Genomic DNA, 21,996 nt, shown 5'->3' with positions numbered 1-21,996 from the left:
CCCGCCCTTCACGTCGCTGCGCGCGCCTTCGTCGGAAGGTCCGCTTCGACCCGCCATCCCGCGCCGAGGCGCGGTCCGGCGGTGAAACGACCACCGGACACCTCCACCCGCTCGCGCATGCCCACCAGGCCGTTGCCGCCGCTGGTCACGCCCTCCGCTCCGGCGGGTGCGGGCGCCCCCAGCCGGCCGCCTCCGTCGTCGGACACCTCGATGTGCACGACGTCCTCCTCGCAGCGGAGTGTGACGGCGACCTCTGCGCCGGGGCCGGCATGCCGCAACGCGTTGGTCAGGCACTCCTGGACGACCCGGAACACCGTCAGCTGGTCCGCGGTCGGCAACCGGTCCCGGTCGCCGTGGACCGTCAGGGTCACCAGCAGTCCGGCCGTACGGGCCCGCTCCACGAGGGTCTCCAGACCGGCCAGCGACGCCCGGCGCCGGCCGTCGCCCAGCTCGGGCCCCTCCTCCTCGCCGTCGCCCGGAGCCCGGCCCGCGCGCAGGACGCGCACGATCCGGTGCATGTCCTCCAGCGCGTCCCGGCCGGTGGCGGCGATGGTCTGCAACGCCGTACCGGCCTTGTCCGGATCGGTCTTGAGCACGTAGCCGACCGCGTCGGCCTGGAGGATCATCACCGCCAGGCTGTGGGCCACCACGTCGTGCAGTTCCCGGGCGATCTCCGCCCGCTCCTCGGCCGCGGCGAGTTGCGCCAGATGCCGCCGCTCCCGCTCCTCCGCGGCGGCCTTCTCCTCCAGGCCGGCCGCGTACAGCCGCCGGGTCCGCAGCACCACGGCCGTCAGCCACACCGCCACGCAGATACCGAGGAACGCCACGAACGACACGAAGTCCATCGACGCCGCGCGTGGCGTGAACAGGCTGCCGACTCCGCCGAACCCCAGCACCACGCCGGCCACGACCACCGCGCCGGCGGTGTGGACCTGCCACCTGGCACGGGCGTGGGTGACCACGGACACCATCGCCACCAGGACGGCGATGTCGTAGCCCGTCGGCGCGCCCGCCTGGGCCTCGTCCGGAACAACGGCCAGCACGTACTGAAGCAACGCCAGCGCCGACACCACTCCCAGCACGGCCATCGGCCGCCGCCGCCGGAACACCAGCGTCAGCGCCATCGCCCCGCCGATCGCCTGGTCGTACCCCTCGCTGTAGTAGGAGGCCGAACAGGCCACCACCCCCGCGACGGCGACGTCGTAGGCCGTATGCATCCACGGCCGACGAGGAAAACCACGCACCATGGCCGCCAGGCTACGGCAGCCGGACACAGCCGGACGCCGGAGCACCGACCCCGGACGCGGCCCCAACTCGCCTCATCCGGAGGTCTGATGTGCCGGCCGACCTGTGCAGGTGCCGGTCAGGGTCCTGCTGGGGCGTCTCTCCAGGCACAGAGAAACGCCCCGTGTCACCGGCCTCGTATCCGCGCTCGCGTCGGGCCGCGCCGGGACTCGCGGCACGGTCACGCCGAGTGCGAAGTCACCAGGGGACGACGCCGTCGTCCTCGAAGAACGAACCGGTCGGGCCGCCGTCGGGCAGCGTGGCGAGCCGGATCGCCGTGGCCGCGCCCTGCTCGGGAGTACGGGGTCCGTGGAAGCCGGTGAAGTCGGTCGCGACCAGGCCCGGGCAGGCGGCGTTGATCAGGATGTTCGTACCGGCGAACTGCCGGGCGTACTGCACCGTGACGGCGTTGAGGAACGACTTCGACGGCGCGTAGGCCGCCATGACGGGGCCGATCTCGGTGTCCGGGTCCGCCTGCCGGGTGAGGGAGGCGACGGCACTGGAGACGTTGACGATGCGGGGCGACGTCGAGCGCCGCAGCAGCGGCAGCATCGCGTTGGTCACCCTGATGACACCGATGACGTTGGTCTCCACGACCGTACGGACCACGTCGAGGTCGAGCGTGGTCGGGTCCTGCACCCACCCCGGCCCCGTCTCTCCCGAGATGCCGGCGTTGTTGACCAGGACGTCCAGGCGCCCGGCCTGCCGTTCGATCAGGTCCGCGGCCTCGGTGGCGCTCTGGTCGCGGGTCACGTCCAGGGGCACCCCGAACGCGTCCACCCCCGCCGCGCGCAGCTTCTGGACGGCGGCCTCGCGCCGGGTCCGGTCGCGGGCCCCCACGCCCACGCGGTAGCCGAGGGCGCCCAGCCCGGCCGCGATCTCGTACCCGATTCCCTTGTTCGCGCCGGTCACCAGCGCGATCTTCGTTTCGCTCATGCCGTCGATGCTCGCCCGCGAACGAGCGGCGCATCCAACACCGATGCAGTGCCCTGTCATACCCGGCAGGTATCACCGACGTACGCTGTGCCCATGGACACCTTGGAGACCCGCGAGCTGAGGTACTTCCTGGCCGTCGCCGAGGAACTGCACTTCGGCCGCGCCGCCGAGCGCCTCGGCATGGCCCAGCCACCACTGTCCCGGGCGATCCAGCAGCTCGAACGGCGCCTCGGGGTCTCCCTGCTGAAACGCAACCGCCGCGGCGTCACCCTGACCGGCGCCGGAGAGGTCCTGCTGCACGAGGGCCGCGCAGCCCTCGACGCGACCACCGCCGCCGCTCGCCGCACCCGTCGCGCCGGTGGCGCCGACGATCCGGGCGGCCCCCGCAACCGTCTGGTGCTGGCGGTGAAGGCCGGCGCGTCCCACGAACTGCTGCACAAGCTCCTCGCCGCCTATGCGGCCGAGCCCGACGCCGCAGAGATCGAGGTGCTGCCGAGCGGCACGTGCGAGCAGGAGGACATGCTGCGCGACGGCCGCGCCGACGTGGCGCTCATGCACAAGCCGTTCAACTCCCTCGCCGGGTTCGACAGCGAGGAACTGATGACCGAGGGGCAGATCGCCGTCCTGCCCGCCGGGCACCCCCTGGCCACGCGCAGGACGCTGTCCCTGGCCGACGTCAGCGACATCCCCGACCTTCCGCTCGCCCGCTGGGCCCGCCACGGGATCTACCCACCCGGACCGGGCCCCGAGATCCACGACCAGACGCAGCTGGCCCAGCTGATCGCCCTCGGCCGCACCGTGGCCGTCTTCCCCGACTCCGCCCGCGCCTGGCTGTGGGCCGAGCACACCGCCGTCCCCCTGACCGACGCGCCCCCCGTCGTCACCCACATCGCCTGGCCCGCGCACAGCCGCTCCCTCGCCCTCGCCGGGCTGATCCGCACGGCCACCCGGCTGTGACCCGGACAGCCAGGGACACCGGATCGTCCCGGGCGATTGCGCCGGCTCGAAGGCGGGTTCCGAACCCACCCGCAGTGGATTGCCGTTCCCATGCGCCGAAGCTCCGCCTCGGCGATCGAAGCAGAGCCTCTGGGCCCCGGCCGAAAGGCACGGAGAAAGGTCCGGCCGACGGTGGATGCCGCCTGGTGAGCATCCAGATGACGTCCACCGCAGTTACCTGTAGGACATGGAGACGACCGCCCGCGAGTTCAACCAGAAGTTCTCACAGATCCTCGCCGCGGCGGCGCGCGGTGAGACGGTCACCGTCACCAAGAACGGCACCCCGGTCGCCCGGGTAGTGTCGATCACCGAAAACGACGTCCCCCCGTTTCCGACCGGCCCCATGGGGGCATTGAGCTTCCCGACCTCGGCCTGCCTGATCTCGGCGATGACGAGATCGAGGAAGTGCTGAAGCCATCGTTGCCCGGAGTCTGCGCCCGCACTGTGCCGACTCGCCTGAGCACGCCCCGCGAGCACAGCCGCCTTCGGGCGGATGAACAACTGGCGGCCTCTCGTGATCGGTCGTCACGTATTTCCGCGGTCGGCGAGGGCTCCTGGTCGCAGTGATCTTGTGAGGCCCGCTCGCGTCACCGGATCACCTCTTCCGCTTGACGTCGCTGCAGTAGACGTCCTTGCCCGGCAGGTGGCCAGTGGTCAGGAAGCCGACGGTCGCCTTGTCGGCGCAGGCGGAGCCTTCGTCGTATACGTAGTGCCCGCCGTTGTCCACGCCGACGAAGGCGGAACTGCCGCCGAGGGCCTGGTGCAGCCCTGTGCCGCCCTCCCACGGAGTGGCGTTGTCCCGGCGGTTCTGGAGGATCAGGGTGTTGCGCGGGCCTTCGTCGGTCACGGTGACGGGCCGCTCGGCCGGCTTCTTCCAGTAGGCGCACGCCCAGATGTTGGCCGGCATTCCCGCGGTGAGGGGCCACGCCTTGCGGTCGGCAGCGGTGCGGGTGGCGTAGCCGTCGGTGTCGTGGGGCCACTCGGCGTCGCCGCAGACGAGAGCCAGGAACATGGTGGCCTGGTTGTCCTCGGGGACGCCCGGAGCCGGCGGGGTGTCGGCGAGGATCTGCTGGAGAACCGCGTCGTCGGCGTCGGTGGCGCTGCCGGCGGCCAGGTCGGCGGCGGCTTTCCAGAAACGGGCGAGCGGCGCGAGCGTGTCGTTGTGCAGGAGCATGCCGTAGGTGACGGTCCGGAGCAGCGGTCCGTCCAACGACAGCGACATGCCGGGCACCGGCACGGGTTCCCGGTCGAGCCGCTCGGCGAGGGTGAGGTAGCTCTGGGTGACCTGCTTGACGCTGTTGCCCAGCCCGAGGGTGCTGTCCTGGGCTGCGGCGACGGCGGCCGCGTCCGGGAACCGGTCGGCCATGCCCTTGCCCCAGGTGTCCGCCACTTCGTCGGCCCACACCTTGTGGGGGTCGACGTTGCCTTCCAGGACCATCCGGTCGGTGCGGTCCGGGAACAGGGACCTGTAGACGGCGCCGAGGTAGGTGCCGTAGGACTGGCCCCAGTAGGAGATCTTCCGCTCGCCGAGCGCCTGGCGGACGCGGTCCATGTCGCGGGCCGTGTCGGCGGTGTTGAAGTACCGCAGCCGGTCGCCCGCCGCGTCGGCGCACGTCTTGGCGTCGGCCTTGGCGAGGGCCACGTTCTTGGTGATCGAGCCGTCCGCGGCGGGATAGGGGAAGAGTCCGGACACGCTGGGGTCCTTCAGACCGCAACTCTGCGGCGTGCTGTGCTCGACGCCGCGCGGGTCGAAGCCGATCAGGTCGTAGCGGTCCAGCACCGACTTCGGCAGCGTGGCCGCCATCGTTGCGGGCATGTGGAGACCGCCCAGGGCCGGCCCGCCGGGGTTCAGCAGCAGGACGCCGCGCCGCTTCCCGGGTTCGGCGGTGGCCAGCCGTGAGACCGCCACCTCGATCTTCGTGCCGCTTGGATCGCCGTAGTTCAACGGGACCTTCAGCGTCCCGCAGGTCAGACGAGGATCTCGGGTCGTTCCCCCGGCCGGCTCCGGGCAGGTGCCCCAGTCGATCCCGGCGTGGTCCGCGGTCTGCCCGGCGGCCTGTGCCCGCGGCGTGTCCGCGGCGTTCCCGTCGCATGCGGCCAGCCCGGTTCCGGCCAGCGTCGACATGGCCAGGGCCGTGGCGAAACGGCGGCCACCGGAGAATCCGGACTTCCCGGACCTGCGCGTCATCCTCATGGTGTCGGCCTCCTGCTGTTCGGCACGGTCGGGACCGTCGGCCCGACCGCTGCGTTGACAGTCACCGAGTCAACAGGCGGCCACCGGTGCCGCGCTTCACCCCTGAGTGGACACATCAGGTAGCTCGCTCGGGGGACAACGCTTCCGAGGACAACGCCGTGCCGGTCTCCCAGCCGCCGAACCGGACCGTCAGGCTCGTTCCCCGCGCCCCGTCACGCCCGCCCGGTACGCCAACACCACCGCCTGGACGCGGTCGCGCAGGTTCAGTTTGGTGAGGATGCGGGAGACGTACGTCTTCACGGTCTCGGGGCTGATGACCAGTTCGGTGGCTATCTCGGCGTTGGACAGCCCCTCGCTGATGAGGAGGAGGACCTCGTGCTCGCGGGGGGCGAGGACCTTGAGGCGGTCGCGCTCGGGGGACGCGGAGACGGCGGAGGGACGTACCCGTTCGGCGAAGCGGCCGATCAGGGCGCGGGTGACGGCGGGGGCCAGGAGGGACTCCCCGCGGGCGACGGTGCGTACCGCGTTGACCAGTTCGTGCGGTGCGGCGTCCTTCAGCATGAAGCCGCTGGCACCGGCGCGGAGGGCCTCGTACACGTACTCGTCGACGTTGAAGGTGGTGACGACCAGGATCTTCGCGGGACTGGGGGAATCGGGACCGGCCAGGTGGCGGGTGGCCTCGATTCCGTCGAGCAAGGGCATGCGGATGTCCATGAGGACGACGTCCGGATTCAGTTCCTCCGTGCTCCGGATCGCTGCTCGGCCGTCCACGGCCTCCCCCACGACCTCCATGTCGGGCTGGGCGGACAGGATCGTGACGAAGCCGGCGCGCACGAGAGCCTGGTCCTCACAGACCAGCACCCTGATCGCGGAGGGTGGAACACTCACGCGGCACCTCCCGCGGGGATGCGCGCGTACACACGGAACCCGCCCTCGGCGCGGCGCCCTGCCGCGAACTCGCCGCCCAGCATCTCCACCCGTTCCCGCAGCCCGGTCAGCCCCCGGCCTCCCGGGACGTGCGGGCCGCTGTCGCGCGGGGCGGCGGACTCGCACGTGCTGTCAGCCGTCTCGGCGGTGGTGACCTCGACGTCCGTCCAGCCGGGGGTGTGCACGAGTCGTACCAGCGTTCGACTGCCCGCGGCGTACTTCGCGGCGTTCGTCAGGGATTCCTGCACGACGCGATACACCGTGAGGTGGGCACCTACGGCCATGTCCGGCTGCTCTCCGTCCTCGACCAGCTCGATCGGCTGGCCGCTCGCTCGTGCCTGCTCCACCAGGTCGGGCACCCGGCCCGGCATCGGCGACCGGGACGCCGAATCACCGGTCGCCTCCAGCACGCCGAGCAGGAAACGGAGTTCGGCCAGCGCGCGGCGGCCGGTGCCGTTGATGGCGGCCAGTGCCTCGCCCACGCGGTCCGGCGACCCGGCGACGTACTGCGCGGCGCCGGCCTGCACCACCATCGCGGTCACATGGTGGGTCACCACGTCGTGCAACTCCCGGGCCAGGCGGCTGCGTTCCCCGGCGACGGCCGCCCGCGCGGACAGGAGTCGGCGCTCAGCCTCGTGCCCCCGCCGCTCGCGGACCAGGACACCCAGGGCCCACATCGCCGTGAGGGCCATGTAGTAGACCAGATAGTCGGTCGAGCCGTTGGGCGACCCCAGCGCGCTCAGGACGACGCAGAGGACCACGTATCCACCCGTCGCCGCCAGTGGTACGACCCGCCGGAGACGTTCCTGGTGGGCACCGACCGAGTACAGCGCGACGTAAAGGCCGAGGGTGGCGAAGGTCGGCGGGCAGCCGAGGGACTCGTGGAGTGCGAACGAGGTCCCCGCCACCGCGAGACAGAGGGCCGGCCACCGGGTGCGCACCGCGAGCGGCAGGGCCTGCCCCAGGGCCAGCAGGACACCCTCGACGGACGCGTCCCGGGCGGGAAGAGCACCCAACTGCGCCCCGATCCGCGACAGCGGCGCCACGAACGACAGCACAGTGACGACGAGCGCGAACACGCGGTCCCTGGTGGCGGGGGCGCATGATTCCCACCATCGCGACAGCAGACGGGGCCGGGCGGTCGCGGCGGCCACCGGGCTCGTGCGTGCGAGACCCGCGGGGGTGGGGGATGCAGAGCCCGATGACGCACGGACTGCTTGGTCTTCCACCGTCCTCCATGATTCCGCGGGTCCGACTCTGAGCGGACAGCGGACCCGGCCACGGCCCGTGAGCCGACACGTTCGGTTCGCCCGTCCGGCCTCCGCAGCACACGGTACGGCAGGTGCACAGCATCACTCCGCTCGGCCCGGTCGTCGCCGGCCTCAGCAGGCGGGCCAAGGCCGGTTCGGGCTTCGACAAGGCGGCCTTCACCAGCGACCGGGACCGTGAGCAGGCGCTCTGCTCGAGTGGGGCCACGAGTGTGTCCCGGACCGAGCCGAGGATGAACTCGGGTGTACGCCGGCGATCCGGACGACTTGTGGCGGCCACGGTTTTCGACGTCGTCGGTGAAGCCCTGATGGATCACGCCGACGACGGCCGGCGGCGGACACGGAACGCTCAGCGCCTGGTGGCAGCGCGCCGCGCCACGATGGCGGCCCGGCGCTCGTCGAACCGGGTCGCCTGCGCGTCCAGTGAACCAAGGAACTCGCCCAGCTCCTGCTGGGCCTTGAGCCCCTCGGGCCCGAGGCCGGTCAGGCGCAGGACCTTGAGGTGCCGCAGCACCGGCTGGAGGACGTCGTCGTGGTGGACGCGCAGGTTGTAGACACCGGCCAGCGCGATCTCGACGGCGGCGCGCTCGAAGCCCGGCAGGCCGTGGCCGGGCATCCGGAAGCCGCTCACCACGTCGGCAACGGCGCGCAAGGCCTGGTCGGGGGCGATCTCCAGAGCGGCCCTCAGCAGGTTGCGGTAGAAGACCATGTGCAGGTTCTCGTCGGTGGCGATGCGCGCCAGCAGGCGGTCGCAGACCGGATCGCCCGAGCTGTGCCCGGTGTTGCGGTGCGAGATGCGGGTGGCCAGTTCCTGGAAGGCGACGTACGCCACGGTGTGGAGCGGCGAGTGCCGGTTGTCGGAGACGAATCCGGCGGACATGTGGGTCATGCGGGCCTGCTCCAGTGCCGCCGGGTCCACGGCGCGGGACGCCACCAGGTAGTCCCGCATGACCATGGAGTGCCGGGCCTCCTCCGCGGTCCACCGATGCACCCAGGTGCCCCAGGCGCCGTCACGCCCGAACAGGGTGGCGATCTCGTGGTGGTAACTGGGCAGGTTGTCCTCGGTGAGCAGGTTCACCACCATCGCGACCTTGCCCACCGCGGTCAGCGGAGACTGCTCCGGCGCCCAGGGCTCACCGCCCAGGACCCCGTCGAAGTCCCGGCCTCGGCTCCAGGGGACGTACTCGTGGGGCATCCACTCCTTGAACACCCCCAGGTGGCGGTTGAGTTCGCGCTCGACCACCTCTTCCAGCGCGTGCAGGAGCTGCGGGTCCGTCCACGTGGTGCGGCGGACAGAGGAGGACGGGGGGACGGCGGCCATGGAGAAACCGGCCTTTCGCTGCGGGGTGGAACCTACGGTTCCGTAAGTTATGAGGCCGCCTCGTGGTTCCGCAGGGGCCGTTCGGCCCTACTGGCGCGTACGGGGGCGGAGGCCGGCGCGTACCGGGTGCTTCGGCCCCGCTCGTCGGGGGCCCGCGGAGGGGGTGCGCCGGGCCGCGGCCGGACCGCGGGAAGCCGCATGCTGTGCGACGGAGGTGCGTTCACCCGTGCCTGCCGCTGATGCCTCCGCCTGCGACCTCGTCAGGGGGTGCCCGACGCCGCGTACGACGAAGCAGCCCGCCATTTCGAGAGCTGAGGCTCCGGTCCGAGTCGCCGGACCGGAGCCTCACAGCTGAGCAAGCAGAGCACCGGGCTCAGACAGCGTGAAGAGACACTCCCCGCAGAGGCATCATCGCGGACGCACACCTCAGCCGTGGTACAGCACCCGCACGGCGTAGGCGTCGGCCGGAAGTGCGTCCAGGTAGTCGTTGAAGTGGCGGCGCCGCTCGGCGTTCGCGACGTCCAGCCAGCGTCCGTCCAGGGTCAGCAGGGCGTTCGAGGGCAAGACGTCGTCCACCGCGTGGCGCACCAGGGAGTCGAGGTCGTCGCCCAGATGGGCGACCGGATCGTCGCCCACGAGGTCCTCCAGTTCTGGGGTGTCCAGAAGCGCCGCGATGGCCGGCTGTGTGCGGAAGTCCTCCAGTGCCTGGGCACGCGGGTAGTTGTCGGGGTCGGCGAAGTGTCGGGCCCAGAATTCGTTCGCGGAGCGGGCGGGCGGGTAGGCCTTGGCGAAATCCCGCCACGCTTCGAAGGCTCGGCGTGCTTCGACGGCTGCCCGCGCACGCGGCGTTTCGAGGTCCAACAGCGCGCGTGGCCCACCGTCGCACAGTGAAGGCGGAACGTTGCGCCGCTCTCCGGACAGGGTTTCGGCACCCCGGATGAGACGCGGGTCGTCCTCGTGCCCCGGCACGACCAGGAACTCGCAGCCCCCGCCGTCAATCCGCCAGTAGTCCCACCAGGTCTCGACGTCCGGATCGCCGACCCCGGCGTCACGGTTGTAGTCGTACGGCGCCATCGCCGCGCCGATGGCCTGGACGACGTCCCCCGGGTCGCACGGGGGAAGGCACACCGTCACTCGTTCTTTCGCCACAGCTCTTTCCTCGGTCTCTTCACACTCATGCCATCGGCGGCGGGTCACAGGAGACGAGCCAGCCGTCACAGCCCCGCTGCCACGAACGCGTCGCGTCCCGGACGGCCGATCAGGTTTCACGACCTCCGCCATTCGACGGCGACGCTTCTTCTGGAGCAGGGCGTCGAGCTCGTCGTCATCAAGGAGCTCCTGGATCACGCGCACATCGGCGTGACCGCGACGGTGTACGCCCACGTCCGGTTCGCCTCCAGCGGCAAGCCATCGACCTCCTCGGACATGCCCTCGGGCCCTCTGCCGAAACCACCACCGAGCCCGACGACGGCGACACCCCGCTCGTTGGGCACCGTCTATTTTGGTCGCAGCACGACGAACGGGACTGCCACAGTGATCCGTATGGAACCTTTCCCCGACACCGTGCTCATCTTCGATCGCGACGAGGACCTGCTCGTCTTCGAATCCTTCGTCCACGCTACGAACTGGATCGAGGCGATTGACGTCGAAGAGGGTGAGTACACGGCGGCGTACTCACCGGACGGTGGCGTGTTGGCACTGACTGCCCCTGAAGGCCCGGAGGGATCGGTCGTTCTGGCCAGGACCGGCAGTGTGGACCTGGGCGATCTGGAGCGGAGGGTGGCCCGCTACTGGCGCCGCCACCAGGCAGGTAAGCCCACACGTGCCCCGCTGCGGACAGCGCGGTTCTTGATCGAGAGGGACAACAAGCCACGCGGGGGATGGCCGGGTCGGGTCAACGCCCTGCTGCGACGCGGAACAGCTGGGACCGAACCCACTCCATCGCCTCGTAGTGACTTCACCGCGCAAGGCGACGGTAGCCGATGAGGGCTGCGGCTATGCCGACGGAGTCGATCACGCCCCGCGGCCAGTCCAGCTGGCCGCGATCACCGAGTTCGTCGAGGACGACCCGGTGGAGCCTGGCCAGACCCTTTCCCGGCCTCCACTGGGCGAAGCACCGGTAGCCCGTGGGCCAGGTCGGCCGGAACACTGGCGGCAGCTGCCGCCAGGTGCAGCCTGAGGCAGCCACGAAGATGACCGCCGCCACGGGTCTCGCGGTCACCTGCTCTGCGTCGCCCCCCGCCCTGCGGCGCTTCACCTCCGTCGGTGGAACCACCCGCCGGAACAACGTGCACAACTCATCCGGCACTACTGACCTTTGCAGCGTGGTGTCGTTGAGGGCTGACGATGTGTGATCGTCGCGGTATGCCTGTTGTGTGAGGTATCCGCAGGGTGGTGGGCTGACGCCTGAACGGCAGGTGTTTCGCGAGCGGATCCGGCTGGAGGCCGCGGAGCGATTCGCTGGGGGTGCCTCCAACACGGAGGTCGCCAAGGACTTACGGGTGAGTGTGCGCTCGGTGCAGCGCTGGCGCCGAGCCTGGCACGACGCCGGCATCGAGGGGCTGCGGTCTGCCGGTCCCGTCTCACGGCCCAAGCTGGGTGAGGTCCTGTTCACCGTGCTCGAGCAGGAGCTGGCGAAAGGGCCGGTCGCGCATGGCTGGCCGGACCAGACGTGGACGCTGACGCGGATCAAGACGCTGATCGGGCGCCGGTTCCACAAGAGCATGACGCTGTCGGCGATCGCGCGGATGCTGCACCGGCACGGCTTCAGCCACCAGGTCCCCGTCCGCCGGGCCATCGAGCGCGACGAGCAGGCCGTGGCGGGCTGGGTGAAGGAGACCTGGCCGCAGGTGGAAGGTCCATGGCGGCGCTCGACGCCTGGCTGTGCTTCGAAGACGAGGCCGGCTTCTCGATGACGCCGCCCACCACACGGACCTGGGCCCGGCGCGGACGCACACCCGTCATCCGGGTGAGGGGACGCTCCCAGCGCCGCTTCTCCATCGCCGCTCTGGCCTGCTACTGGCATGGTGAACGCTCACGGCTGATCTACCGGCCCAAGCGGCATCTCGATCACAAGCGCGGCGGCAGACGCAGTCTCACCTGGACCGACTACCGCGACCTGCTCATCGCCGCGCACCAGCAGCTCGGCGCACCCCTTGTGCTCGTGTGGGACAACCTCAACGTCCACAAGGACCGCCGACTGCGGGAGTTCATCGACACCCACGACTGGATCACCTGCTACTTCCTGCCTGCCTATGCACCGGACCTCAACCCGGTCGAGGGCATCTGGTCCCTGCTGCGGCGCAGCAGCCAGGTCAACACCGCCTTCACCGACCCCGACCACCTCATCAGCACGCTCCGACACGGCCTCCGCCAGATCCAGTACCGCAGCAACCTCATCAACGGATGCCTCGCCGAAACCGGCCTCACCTTGACGACATCACGGCGACAACGTCAGTAACCGCTCGACCAGACCCGTCACGCACGACTCACCGAACGATCACGCCAAGAGAGACGACGTCTGAAGCACACGGCAACGGCCCCTGACCGTCATGACTGGTCAGGGGCCGTCCTTGCTCCGACGGGCGCACCTTTGTCCACCTGCGTGACCGCTACCGGAGCACGAAGATCACGAAGCCTCCATTGCTGAAACCGTGGTCGAAGCCGTTGCCGAAACGGTGATCGAAGCCGTTGCCGAACCGGTGGTCAAAGTCGTTGCCGAAACGGTGGTCGAAGCCGTTGCCGAAACGGTGGTCGAAACAGAACCCGGGGTGGTTGAAGCAGAACCCGCCTTGGTTGAAGCAGCGCCAGTCGTCGTGGCCGAAGCACACATTGGTGGTCACCTGGGTGTGCACAGCAGGAGCTGCTGCGGCTGTGCCGGCTGCGCTGATCGCAGCGCCGCCGGCCATCAGAATGCCGGCAGCGGACGCCGCGACGAGACGCCTCGTGCGTTGTGCTCGCATGATGGATACGCCCTTCGGTTCGTCCTCTCGCGCGACTCTCGGCGGCACGAGATAGGTGGCCGCAGCCGCGGAGCACGTCCCGCGTCCAGGATCCCGCTGCACGGGAACCAGCCGACCAGGTGCGTACTCCCAGGACGCGGCCTATTTCTGATACGTCGGAGGTGCCCTTTTGGATTTGCCCTTGCGGCCGTCGGTCAGGTCCCGGGCGGTTGCCGAATCGGCAAACAGGGTCGTCCGACCGTGGCAGGGCACGGGGCGGCGCCGGTGGCAGGCGGCTCGCCGCTCGCACCGGCGTCCTCGGTGACCCGTGCGATGGCCTGGACGTGCAGGACCGCTACCCCACCGACTCGCCACGGGTTCACTTGGCGAGTCCTTTCGGTGATCCGTCAGCCGTTCGCTCAGACGGGAAGTTCGGTGATGCCGAGGGCGAAGTCCAAGTTCCCCACCCCGTGGTTGGCGAGGCCTACCGTGACCACGCCCGCGCCTTCCAGCCAGTGCGCCATTTTCAGGCCGCCGACGTCCAGCGGGCGCAGTCCGAGGCTCTCGATGAACGCCTCCACACTTGCCTTGGCCTGCGCATTGTCGCCGGCGATGAAGACGTCCGGCCGGCCCTTCTCCAGGACATGGCGGAAGACGGTGTTGAACGCCTTCACCACGCTGGCGCCCGGTGGGGCCGCTTTGGCGGCTTCCTGCGCGATCGAGGTCTCCTCGCGGTGGGCCAGCCCGTCGAACGTGGAGTTGAAGGGATTGCTGATGTCGACGATGACCTTGCCCGCGAGTGCGTCTCCGTACCGGGCGACGGCCGGCACGACACCGTCGTACAAGAGGGCCACGATGACGATGTCCCCGGCCGGGGCGGTGCCCCATTCTCCGGTCGTGGCGCCGCCGCCGAGAGCCTTGGCCAGGTCAGCGGCCTTGGACTGATCGCGGCCCATGACCTCGACGGTGTTGCCGCCCGCTATCGCCCGCGCGCCGATGGTGCGGGCCATGTTTCCGGTGCCGATGATGCTGATGTTGCTCATGAGATGTCCAGACCTGGTTGGGGGTCGTCCGGTTCAGATGGCGGTGGTGCCGCCGTCGGCGACGAGTTCCATGCCGTTGACGTAGCTGGAGTCGTCGGAGGCGAGGAAGAGGGCGGCGGTGGCGATTTCGTCGGGGCTGCCCATCTGCCCGCGGGGGATGAGAGACTCGAACTGGCGCTTGGTGGCCTCGTCGAAGAGTTCTTCCTGCTTGGCGGTGGCTACCTGGCCGGGGGTCAGGACGTTGACGCGGATGCGGCGGTCCTTGAGTTCGTTGAGCCAGATGCGGGCCCAGGCCTGCTGGACGGCCTTGCTGCCGGCGTAGACGCTCCAGCCGGGGAAGGCGCCGAGGGAGGCGTTGGAGCCGGTCATGAGGATGGAGCCGCCGTCGTTGAAGAGCGGAAGGGCCTTCTGGACGGTGAACAGGGTGCCGCGGGCGTTGAGCCCGAACCAGGTGTCGAACTGGGCCTCGGTGATCTCGCCGAGCGGGGCGGGCTCGCCGCCGCCGGCGCTGGCCCACAGCACGTCGAGGCTGCCCTTCTCCCGCTTGACGGTGTCGTACAGGCGGTCCAGGTCGTCCAGGTCGGCGGCGTCGCCCTGGACGCCGGTGACGTTGCGGCCGATCTGCTTCACGGCCTCGTCCAGGGCGTCCTGGCGGCGGCCGGTGATGAAGACGTGCGCTCCCTCGTCGACGAACAGCTTCGCGCCGGCCAGCGCCATGCCGGTGGTGCCGCCGGTGATGACCGCGACCTTGCCGTCGAGCTTTCCCATAGTCGCTCCCTTGGGTCGGTGGTGCCGTGCGCACCTGGGGCGACGGTGTTATGTACACCGCCCTGTGTACGTACCGTACGGGGCGGGCGACCGGGGCGCAAACTATGTACACCGGTCGTTACCCTGTCGGGGTAGCATGGGGTCATGACGGAGTTGGAGAAGGGCCCCACGGGCCGCCGCCGCGGCCGGGGCGCCCGCGAGCGCATCCTCAGCGCGTCCCAGCAGCTGTTCCGCGAACAGGGCATCAACCGCACCGGCATGGACCAGCTCTGCGCGGCGGCCGAGGTGTCCAAGCGCACGGCCTACCAGCACTTCACCGGCAAGGACGAACTCGTCGCCGAGTACCTGCGCCGGTTCGACCCCTCCGTTCTGTCCGGCGTGTTCGACCGCACCGACCTCACGCCCCGCGAACGGCTCCTCGCCGCCTTCGACATCCCCCCCACCACTCCCCTGTGCCCCTACATCGCCGCCGCCGTCGAGCTCCACGACCCCCAGCACCCCGCGTCCCAGTACGCACGCGACTACAAGAAAGCCGTCGCCGTGCGGCTCGCCGACACCGCCCGCGAAGCCGGCGCCGCCGACCCCGAACAACTCGGCGAGCAACTCGCGCTGCTCCTCGACGGCGCCGCGGCCCGCACCCGGGTCCTCGACGCCGACGCCTTCCCCACCGCCGCCGCCATCGCCGCCGTCCTCATCGACAACGCCATCCCCGCCACAGCCGGCGATGACCGGCGGCGGGAGGAAGTGCCAAGCTGACGTGGCACTCCGCGGCCGGGCTGGACGCGCTGCCCCTCGCGCGGCTGCACCCGCTGGTACGCCGGCCGAAGAACGGAACCGGCTCAGAGGCCAGCCGCAACAGCACCACTCCGTCAGGCCATGTCACTCTCCGGCGCACGATGAGGGGGGCAGCCGAACCGCTCAAGCGTGCCTTGAGACGACATCGCCTCCAAGCTGCCACATCTCATGGTTCCCACATTCTGCCGTGATCTCGGCCGCCGACCGAGCCGCGGTGACGAAGTCGTCGACCACCGGCGAGGTGTGCGATGCCGCCACCGCGAGGCACACCTGGTCGGGCGCCAGATCCGGGATGGGCACATAGACGACGTCCGGATGCGAGTAGAACACGGACGCCGAACGGGCCAGGAAGGAGATGCCCCGGCCGGCCGCGACGTGCTCGAGCGTCTCGTCCACCCCGCGCACCCGGTACCCGGCATTGGGAAGCGGGCGCTTCGTGGGCTGTGTGCTCGGGTCACCGTGCCAGACAAGCGTCTCGCCGGCCAGGTCGGCCTCGGTGACCTCCTCCTTGCCGGCCAACCGGTGTCCGGCGGGCAGCACCGCCACCCGCGGCTCGGTGTACAGCGGGGTGACGCGCAGGCCTGCCTCGTCGATGGGCAGCCGCACGTAGCCGACGTCGATGCGGCCGTCGAGCAGCATCGCAGCCTGGTCGTCCCCTTCGATCCGCTGCATGTCCACGACCACGTCCGGGTGCCGGTCCTCGAACGCACGGGCCGCCGGGGTGACCGCAACGCCGGCCCGGAAACCGACCATCAGCCGCCGCTTGCCGCCGGCGGCCGCGGACACCCGGCGGCGGACCGCTTGGGCTGAGGCGAGCAGCGGACCGGCGTCGGCCAGCAGTTGCCGGCCCGCATCCGTCAGCTCTACGCCGTGGCGATCCCTGGTGAACAGCGAGGCGCCGAGATCCTGCTCGAGCGCGCGGATCTGCCGGCTGAGCACCGGCTGTGCGATGTGAAGCTCATCGGCGGCGCGGCCGAAGTGCAACTGGTCGGCCACGGCGACGAAGTAACGCAGTTTGCGCAGGTCCAGATCCATGGCACCTCCGAGCTGGTGATGCCTCCAAGGTATCACCGCCACTGAAAGAAGTCTTGGACGCCTACTCAGGCCAATGGCAACCTGAATAGGTACCTGATGGTCCGAGCGGATTCGGCACAAGAATTCGACGGCGGAGGACCCAGGCCCAGAATGAGCACATCAGGAATTGAGCGCCCCTCCCTTCGCGTCATTCGGCGGCGTCGACGACACAACCGTTGACAACGACTGGACGGGCATGGCGTCCTATCCGGCTCCAGAAAGCAGGAACTCCATGAGCAGCATCAGCATTATCGGCCTGGGGAACGTGGCCCGCGCCCTGGCCGCCCGGGCGCTCGCCGGCGGCAACGCAATCGAGATCATCGGCCGCGACCCGGCCAAGGCCGAGGAACTGGCCGCCGCGCTCGGTGGCGCCACGGTCGGGACGGCCGGCACCGCTCCCGCCGGGGACATCGTTGTCCTGGCCGTGCCGTACGCCGGCGCCGCGGCGGTGGTGAGGGAGTACGGGGACGCACTGCGCGGCAAGATCGTCGTTGACGTCACCAACCCCGTAGCCCCCGACCTGAAGGGCTTCGTCGTCCCCGACGACAGTTCCGGCGCACAGGAGATCGCCAAGGCGGCTCCCGACGACGCGCATGTCGTCAAGGCGTTCAACACTGTGTTCTCCCACGTTCTGGCGGCCGGCCCGGCCGAGGACCGCCCTCTGGACGTGTTCATCGCCGGCGACGACGCGCAGGCGAAGGCACGCGTGTCGGCGTTCGTCGAAAGCCTGGGGCTGCGCCCCTGGGACACCGGGGCACTGTTCATGGCGCGGGCACTGGAGAACGTCGGCCTGCTGGAGCTGGGCCTCATGAACCACTCCGTCAAGCACACCAATTTCTCCCTCGGTATCGCCCTTCTCAGCTGAGCAAAACCCCTACCACCATCTCTCGTGCCGCATTACGCCCGTTCACTTACGGCACGGGAAGACCCTGCACCTACCCTCACAAGGAAAGTCAGATGCGCGTATTCGTCGCCGGGGGGACCGGCCATTCCGGTTCGTACATCATCCCCGAGCTCATCGCCGCCGGGCACGAGGTCACCGGCCTGGCCCGGTCGGACGCTTCCGCGGCGGCCCTGTCCGCGCTCGGCGCGAAGGTGCGTCGCGGCGACCTTCAGGATCTCGACGGGCTCAAGGAGGCAGCCTCGGGCTCCGATGGCGTCATCCACGTCGCCCACAGGCAGGATCTGCTGCCCTCCGGCGGGATGGACGCCGTGGCCGCTGCGGAGCTCCCGATCATGCTCGCGTACGGCGAGGCACTCGCGGGAACCGGAAAGCCGCTGGTCACGGCGGGGAGCATTGGCTCACCCGGGCAGCATCTGGGCCGGCCGGCCACCGAGGAGGACCCGGCCCTCCCCGCAGGCGAGGAGCACAAGGGCACCCTGCGGGTCCGCAACGTCGTGGAAAGGGCCGTTGTCGGCCTCGCCGAGCAGGGGGTGCGGTCTTCGGTCGTGCGGATCGCCAACATCGCGCACGGCACGACCGATCGCGCCGGCTTCCTCCCCACGCTGATCGCGCTCGCGAAGGAAAAGGGGTTCGCCGGCTACCCCGGCGACGGCGCGAACCTGTGGAACGCCGTGCACATCCGCGATGCCGCCACCTTGTTCCGCCTGGCGCTGGAGAAGGGGCCGGCCGGCAGATACTGGCACGCGGTCGGGGACGGCGGCATCCCGTTCCGCGAGATCGCCGAGGCCATCGCCAGCCGTCTGGGCCTGCCCGCCGTGAGCGTTCCCGACGATGCCCTGATGACGCCGGGGTACTTCGGGTTCCTCACGAATATCGTCACGCAGAGCTACCCGGCGTCCACCCTCATCACCCGCCGGACCCTCGGCTGGGAGCCCGCCGAGCCCGGCCTGCTCGCCGATCTGGACAACGGCCATTACTTCCCCGCCGGCTGACGGCAGGAACCCGGATCGTAACGAGCCCGGCAGCCGGCAAGGTCGGCTCTTCTGAAGGACGTTGAGCTTATGACGACTGTGGGATTCATCGGAAGCGGAAGCATCGGCAGGACCCTCGCGCAACTCGCCGTCGGGGCCGGGCACCAGGTGATGCTCAGCAACTCGCGCGGTCCCGAGACGCTCGCGGACGCGGCCGCGGAACTGGGGCCGCAGGCGTCCGCGGCGACGAGCGAAGAGGCCGCGGCGGCCGGTGACATCGTCGTGGTCACGGTGCCGGTCAGGGCCTTCCCCCACGTGCCCGCCGGGCCACTGGCCGGGAAGACGGTCATCGACACCTGCAACTACGGCCCCGAACGTGACGGGCACATCCCCGAGCTCGACAACAAGTCCCTCACCTCAGGCGAGCTGCTGATGCGGTACATCCCGGACGCCATGCTCGTAAAGGCGTTCAACAACGTCTTCTTCAAGCACCTGCTGTCACTCGCCCGCCCGGCAGGGGCAGCCGACCGCTCCTACCTGCCGATCGCCGGGGACTCCGCACCGGCGAAGGCGGCAGTGACCGAATTCATCGACTCCATCGGCTACAGCGTGGTGGACGCGGGAACGCTGGCCGACAGCTGGCGGCAGGCGACGGGCACGCCGGTGTTGTCGATGTGCCCCCACCCTCGTGACCCTCAAGGGCCGCTGGGGATCGATGAGTTAGAGGGCGTCGATGTTCCCGATGAATTCGAGAATGGCCTTCGCCAACTCCGCAGGGGCCTCCATCGCGGCATAGTGCCCCACACCGTCGAGTGACACCGAGCTCACTTCGGTTGCTGCGGCCTGGGACATGGTGCCGACCGTGAAGGGGCCTCCGCCCGCGCCGACCGCGAGTACAGGCACGGTCAGGCCGTGCGTCTCGGCAAGAGCCTTGATCTCGGGCCCCTCCCTGAGCATCGACCGGTAGAGGCCGATCGCTCCGCGCCAGCCGTCGGGGCGGGAATAGGTACGGGCGAACTCCTCAATGTCGGTGTCGGTGATGGCTCCCGGGGTCGCGTTCAGGGCGGGGAATGCGAACTGTCCCAGAAACTCCCGCTCGCGGCCGGCCAGGAGCATCTCGGGGATGCCGGGTGCGGCGAGGACACCGATGTGCCAGGCGCCGCCGTGGGTGATGTCGGCCAGCCTTTCGAGGCCGAATCCGGGCAGGCCCATCTCGATCGCGGTGAGACTGCGTACGTCCTGCGGGTGGGTGGCCGCCAGACGGAAGACGGTTGCTCCGCTGATGTCCTGCCCGGTCAGGTGGACCGGGCCGACGCCGAGCTGTTCGATGAGAAGGTGCAGGTCCTCTGCCGAGGTCCTGCTGTCGTACTCGCCCGGCCCGTTGCCGGAGTCCCCGAAGCCGCGCAGGTCGACGGCGAAGACCCGGTGGCTCTCCGCGAGGAGCGGGATGATCTTGTGAAAAGTCCACCAGCTCTCGGGAAACCCGTGGACCAGAAGGACTGGCGATCCACCCGCTCCCGCCGCTGCGTAGTGCAACCGGGTTCCGTTGACCTCCGCGAGGTGGTGGGAGATACCCGCAAGTGCGGGACCCGGAAGTGTGGCGCCCATCGGTCTCCTCAATTCGACAACCTTGTTGTCCAAGACAATAGACAACAAGGTTGTCGATGTCCAGTCCGTGGTCGCCGTAGTCTTCTTCCATGTCACGATCTGGCGCTGATCTCGCACTGCTCCTGCTCGGAGGTTTTCGCTCGCTGGTGGACGCCGCGACCGCCGAGCTGGCCCGCCGCGGCTACGAGGACGTGCGTCCCGTCCATGACTTCGCCATGCGAGCCATCGCCGCCGGCGCGGACAACGCTTCAGAACTCGGGCGGCGCCTGTCGGTCTCCAAGCAGGCGGCAGCGAAAACCATCACGGTGTTGCAGGAGCGCGGATACGTGGCACGAGACACGGACCCCCTCGACGCCCGCCGCAAGCGCCTGCACGTCACCCCACTCGGCTACGAAGTGCTGCGGCAAGGCGAATCGATCTTTGACGAGTTGCGCGATCAATGGAAACAGCAGATCGGTTCCAGCGAACTCGCGAGCCTGGAGACGCACCTGGCGGACCTGGTCGGCGCTCAGCCGGTGCGCCTTGACGCACCGGGCTGGATCGTGCAGGACCTCGGCGAGCCGGTCTGACACTCGTCCCGTCCAGGGCGGCGCCTGCCCTGGTGTGTCAGTGCCGTCGAGGATTCCATCCCCCTCCGATCGGAGAACCGTCGATACGGCCGCCCACAGACAGTGGAAGCCGAGCTTCCGGTGGTCATGCTGGCAATCCCCTTCGGCCTGTCCATGGACTACCAGGTCTTCCTGGTCAGCCGGATGCACGAGGAGTGGGAGCACACCCGCGACAACCACCGCGCCATCCGGATCGGTCAGGCCGAGACCGGCAGCCCGCATCGACGGCGCGAACACCTTCCGGATCTTCTGGTCCGTGGTGCTGCCGATGGCCCGGCCGGCCCTCATTACCCTGACCATCCTGTCGTTCCAGGGATCGTGGAACGAACTGCCGCACTTCCTCGTGTCCCGGCAGAGCCCAGACCTGAACACCGTCACCACCGGGGTCGCCTCACTCGTCTCCGGCCGGCTCGGCCAGGGCGACCAGTACCCGATCAAGCTCGCAGCGGCTCTGCTCATGACCATCCCCGAGGCACTGGTCTTCTTCGCCTTCCAGCGGCACTTCGTCCGCGACGGCACGGCAGGCGCGACCAAGGGCTAGGCCCGGCGAGAACCCCGAGTAACCGACCTCCATCAGGCCCGGAGCGGTTCAAGGCATCACACGAGAGGGCAAGTGCCGCCCTTCAGGGGCCGATGGTCTCCCCCTCGCGCTGGTCTTCCCGGTCGTGGTCCTCGCTCTCACGGGTCTGCTCGCGGTCATGGCCTCCGGGTGGCCCGGTGCACGAAGGCGGGCGGCAGGTTCGCCCACACCGTCTTCGAGCGTTCCAACCGGTCGAAACGGCGGGCCAGTTCGGCGGTGAGTTGACGGGCGGGCGGGGTCCAGGCAGCGTGCACGTAGGCGAAGGTGGTGAACCGGCCGCCGGGCGCGAGGACATCGGTCACGGCATCCAGGATGTACCCGCGCCGGTTCTGCGGCATGACCGTCCACGGCAGTCCGGAGACCACCGCGTCGGCCGGTTCACCCACCGCGGCGGCCAGTTCGGCCGCCGACCCCTGCACCACGGTCAGCCGTGTATCGCGCCGGGTGGCCGTCAGCCGGGCGGCGAGCACCGGGTTGAGCTCGACGGCGACGAGCCGTGCGTCGGAGGCCAGCCGGGCGAGGATCGCGTCGGTGAACACCCCGGTCCCCGGGCCGAGCTCGGCGACGAGGCGGGCCCGCTCCAGGCCGATGCCCTCGGTCATCGCGTACGCCAGCCGTCGTGAACTGGGCGCCACAGCACCGGTCATGAGGGGCCGCCTGAGGAACTCGGTGGTGATCGACATGCCGGCCATGGTGGAAACGCCCCGGGTGGCCGCACGTCGTATCCCCGGCCGGTGTCCGTACGACTGCGGGAGGACCCCGTGACGCCCGCCAGGAC

Annotated in this window: 24 protein-coding genes and 2 pseudogenes; 12 read left to right on the top strand and 14 right to left on the bottom strand. The window is 69.9% G+C overall.

Annotated features, from left to right (window positions below):
- Nucleotides 1-8: 8 nt before the first annotated feature.
- A complete protein-coding gene (locus AB0P24_RS07305; protein ID WP_365791233.1) occupies nt 9-1,247 on the bottom strand; it encodes a histidine kinase in 1,239 nt (412 codons plus the stop codon).
- A 235-nt stretch (nt 1,248-1,482) separates the two neighbouring features.
- Nucleotides 1,483-2,220 (bottom strand): SDR family oxidoreductase, encoded by a 738-nt coding sequence (locus AB0P24_RS07300; RefSeq protein WP_365791232.1) that lies wholly within the window; start codon nt 2,218-2,220, stop codon nt 1,483-1,485.
- Between the two features lie 93 nt (nt 2,221-2,313).
- Here AB0P24_RS07300 and AB0P24_RS07295 point away from each other — a divergent pair, with 93 nt between their 5' ends.
- Nucleotides 2,314-3,177: a LysR family transcriptional regulator gene (locus AB0P24_RS07295; RefSeq protein WP_365791231.1), complete on the top strand. Its 864-nt coding sequence runs from the start codon at nt 2,314-2,316 to the stop codon at nt 3,175-3,177.
- 226 nt (nt 3,178-3,403) lie between these two features.
- Nucleotides 3,404-3,628: a type II toxin-antitoxin system Phd/YefM family antitoxin gene (locus tag AB0P24_RS07290; RefSeq protein ID WP_365791230.1), complete on the top strand. Its 225-nt coding sequence runs from the start codon at nt 3,404-3,406 to the stop codon at nt 3,626-3,628.
- A 183-nt stretch (nt 3,629-3,811) separates the two neighbouring features.
- Here AB0P24_RS07290 and AB0P24_RS07285 read toward each other — a convergent pair whose 3' ends face one another.
- The 5 genes from AB0P24_RS07285 to AB0P24_RS07265 form a co-directional block, all read right to left on the bottom strand.
- A complete protein-coding gene (locus AB0P24_RS07285; protein ID WP_365791229.1) occupies nt 3,812-5,410 on the bottom strand; it encodes an alpha/beta hydrolase in 1,599 nt (532 codons plus the stop codon).
- A 189-nt stretch (nt 5,411-5,599) separates the two neighbouring features.
- Nucleotides 5,600-6,298, bottom strand: coding sequence for a response regulator transcription factor (locus tag AB0P24_RS07280; RefSeq protein ID WP_365791228.1), 699 nt, complete (start codon nt 6,296-6,298; stop codon nt 5,600-5,602).
- On the bottom strand, nt 6,295-7,416 hold the full coding sequence (locus tag AB0P24_RS07275) for a histidine kinase (protein WP_365791227.1): 1,122 nt from the start codon (nt 7,414-7,416) through the stop codon (nt 6,295-6,297). Before AB0P24_RS07275 ends, AB0P24_RS07280 begins: the two co-directional genes overlap by 4 nt.
- Nucleotides 7,417-7,954: 538 nt before the next feature.
- A complete protein-coding gene (locus AB0P24_RS07270; protein WP_365791226.1) occupies nt 7,955-8,926 on the bottom strand; it encodes an acyl-ACP desaturase in 972 nt (323 codons plus the stop codon).
- Between the two features lie 426 nt (nt 8,927-9,352).
- Nucleotides 9,353-10,075 carry a hypothetical protein gene (locus AB0P24_RS07265; protein ID WP_365791225.1) on the bottom strand — a complete coding sequence of 241 codons (723 nt, stop codon included), beginning with the start codon at nt 10,073-10,075 and terminating at the stop codon, nt 9,353-9,355.
- Between the two features lie 108 nt (nt 10,076-10,183).
- Between AB0P24_RS07265 and AB0P24_RS07260 the strand changes: the two are divergent.
- Nucleotides 10,184-10,362, top strand: a pseudogene (locus tag AB0P24_RS07260) (tyrosine-type recombinase/integrase); the annotation flags it as partial.
- Between the two features lie 521 nt (nt 10,363-10,883).
- Here AB0P24_RS07260 and AB0P24_RS07255 read toward each other — a convergent pair.
- Nucleotides 10,884-11,234 (bottom strand): transposase, encoded by a 351-nt coding sequence (locus tag AB0P24_RS07255; protein WP_365791224.1) that lies wholly within the window; start codon nt 11,232-11,234, stop codon nt 10,884-10,886.
- Nucleotides 11,235-11,301: 67 nt separating this feature from the next.
- Between AB0P24_RS07255 and AB0P24_RS07250 the strand changes: the two genes are divergently transcribed.
- Together AB0P24_RS07250 and AB0P24_RS07245 are read left to right on the top strand one after the other, a co-directional pair.
- Nucleotides 11,302-11,841 carry a winged helix-turn-helix domain-containing protein gene (locus AB0P24_RS07250; protein ID WP_365791223.1) on the top strand — a complete coding sequence of 180 codons (540 nt, stop codon included), beginning with the start codon at nt 11,302-11,304 and terminating at the stop codon, nt 11,839-11,841.
- Complete coding sequence (locus AB0P24_RS07245) at nt 11,838-12,386, top strand: transposase (protein WP_365791344.1); 549 nt, start codon at nt 11,838-11,840, stop codon at nt 12,384-12,386. Before AB0P24_RS07250 ends, AB0P24_RS07245 begins: the two co-directional genes overlap by 4 nt.
- A 151-nt stretch (nt 12,387-12,537) precedes the next feature.
- Here AB0P24_RS07245 and AB0P24_RS07240 read toward each other — a convergent pair whose 3' ends face one another.
- The 3 genes from AB0P24_RS07240 to AB0P24_RS07230 all read right to left on the bottom strand — a co-directional run bounded on the left by AB0P24_RS07240 (nt 12,538) and on the right by AB0P24_RS07230 (nt 14,678).
- The gene (locus AB0P24_RS07240; RefSeq protein ID WP_365791222.1) at nt 12,538-12,888 is read right to left on the bottom strand and encodes a hypothetical protein; all 351 of its coding nucleotides are present in this window, start codon (nt 12,886-12,888) and stop codon (nt 12,538-12,540) included.
- Nucleotides 12,889-13,286: 398 nt separating this feature from the next.
- Nucleotides 13,287-13,910, bottom strand: coding sequence for an NAD(P)-binding domain-containing protein (locus AB0P24_RS07235; RefSeq protein WP_365791221.1), 624 nt, complete (start codon nt 13,908-13,910; stop codon nt 13,287-13,289).
- Between the two features lie 33 nt (nt 13,911-13,943).
- Nucleotides 13,944-14,678: an SDR family oxidoreductase gene (locus AB0P24_RS07230; protein WP_365791220.1), complete on the bottom strand. Its 735-nt coding sequence runs from the start codon at nt 14,676-14,678 to the stop codon at nt 13,944-13,946.
- A gap of 144 nt (nt 14,679-14,822) precedes the next feature.
- Between AB0P24_RS07230 and AB0P24_RS07225 the strand changes: the two genes are divergently transcribed.
- Nucleotides 14,823-15,434 (top strand): helix-turn-helix domain-containing protein, encoded by a 612-nt coding sequence (locus AB0P24_RS07225; RefSeq protein WP_365791219.1) that lies wholly within the window; start codon nt 14,823-14,825, stop codon nt 15,432-15,434.
- A 162-nt stretch (nt 15,435-15,596) separates the two neighbouring features.
- Here AB0P24_RS07225 and AB0P24_RS07220 read toward each other — a convergent pair whose 3' ends face one another.
- A complete protein-coding gene (locus AB0P24_RS07220; protein ID WP_365791218.1) occupies nt 15,597-16,508 on the bottom strand; it encodes a LysR substrate-binding domain-containing protein in 912 nt (303 codons plus the stop codon).
- Nucleotides 16,509-16,779: 271 nt separating this feature from the next.
- On the opposite strand from AB0P24_RS07220, the gene AB0P24_RS07215 reads away from it, so the two are divergent.
- From AB0P24_RS07215 to AB0P24_RS07205, 3 genes are all read left to right on the top strand, one after another.
- Nucleotides 16,780-17,412 carry an NAD(P)-binding domain-containing protein gene (locus AB0P24_RS07215; protein WP_365791217.1) on the top strand — a complete coding sequence of 211 codons (633 nt, stop codon included), beginning with the start codon at nt 16,780-16,782 and terminating at the stop codon, nt 17,410-17,412.
- A 92-nt stretch (nt 17,413-17,504) separates the two neighbouring features.
- On the top strand, nt 17,505-18,443 hold the full coding sequence (locus tag AB0P24_RS07210; RefSeq protein ID WP_365791216.1) for an SDR family oxidoreductase: 939 nt from the start codon (nt 17,505-17,507) through the stop codon (nt 18,441-18,443).
- Between the two features lie 78 nt (nt 18,444-18,521).
- Nucleotides 18,522-19,238 (top strand): NAD(P)-binding domain-containing protein, encoded by a 717-nt coding sequence (locus AB0P24_RS07205; RefSeq protein ID WP_365791343.1) that lies wholly within the window; start codon nt 18,522-18,524, stop codon nt 19,236-19,238.
- Here the strand turns inward: AB0P24_RS07205 and AB0P24_RS07200 are convergent.
- Complete coding sequence (locus AB0P24_RS07200; RefSeq protein WP_365791215.1) at nt 19,143-20,030, bottom strand: alpha/beta hydrolase; 888 nt, start codon at nt 20,028-20,030, stop codon at nt 19,143-19,145. The two genes, AB0P24_RS07205 and AB0P24_RS07200, sit on opposite strands and share 96 nt — an antisense overlap.
- A gap of 89 nt (nt 20,031-20,119) precedes the next feature.
- Here AB0P24_RS07200 and AB0P24_RS07195 point away from each other — a divergent pair, with 89 nt between their 5' ends.
- The 3 genes and pseudogenes from AB0P24_RS07195 (at nt 20,120) to AB0P24_RS07185 (ending at nt 21,179) form a co-directional block, all read left to right on the top strand.
- Nucleotides 20,120-20,599 carry a MarR family transcriptional regulator gene (locus AB0P24_RS07195; protein WP_365791214.1) on the top strand — a complete coding sequence of 160 codons (480 nt, stop codon included), beginning with the start codon at nt 20,120-20,122 and terminating at the stop codon, nt 20,597-20,599.
- Between the two features lie 102 nt (nt 20,600-20,701).
- Nucleotides 20,702-20,848: pseudogene (locus tag AB0P24_RS07190) on the top strand (MMPL family transporter); the annotation flags it as partial.
- 46 nt (nt 20,849-20,894) lie between these two features.
- Nucleotides 20,895-21,179, top strand: coding sequence for a hypothetical protein (locus tag AB0P24_RS07185; RefSeq protein ID WP_365791213.1), 285 nt, complete (start codon nt 20,895-20,897; stop codon nt 21,177-21,179).
- Nucleotides 21,180-21,334: 155 nt separating this feature from the next.
- Here the strand turns inward: AB0P24_RS07185 and AB0P24_RS07180 are convergent, their stop codons facing one another.
- Nucleotides 21,335-21,901 carry a methyltransferase domain-containing protein gene (locus AB0P24_RS07180; protein WP_365791212.1) on the bottom strand — a complete coding sequence of 189 codons (567 nt, stop codon included), beginning with the start codon at nt 21,899-21,901 and terminating at the stop codon, nt 21,335-21,337.
- Between the last annotated feature and the right edge of the window lie 95 nt (nt 21,902-21,996).

This window comes from Streptomyces sp. NPDC086519 (genome assembly GCF_040686075.1).
Lineage (GTDB): Bacteria > Actinomycetota > Actinomycetes > Streptomycetales > Streptomycetaceae > Streptomyces > Streptomyces shenzhenensis.
The sequence above is the reverse complement of the archived record's forward strand: the minus strand, read 5'-3'. Positions and strand labels throughout refer to the sequence as shown.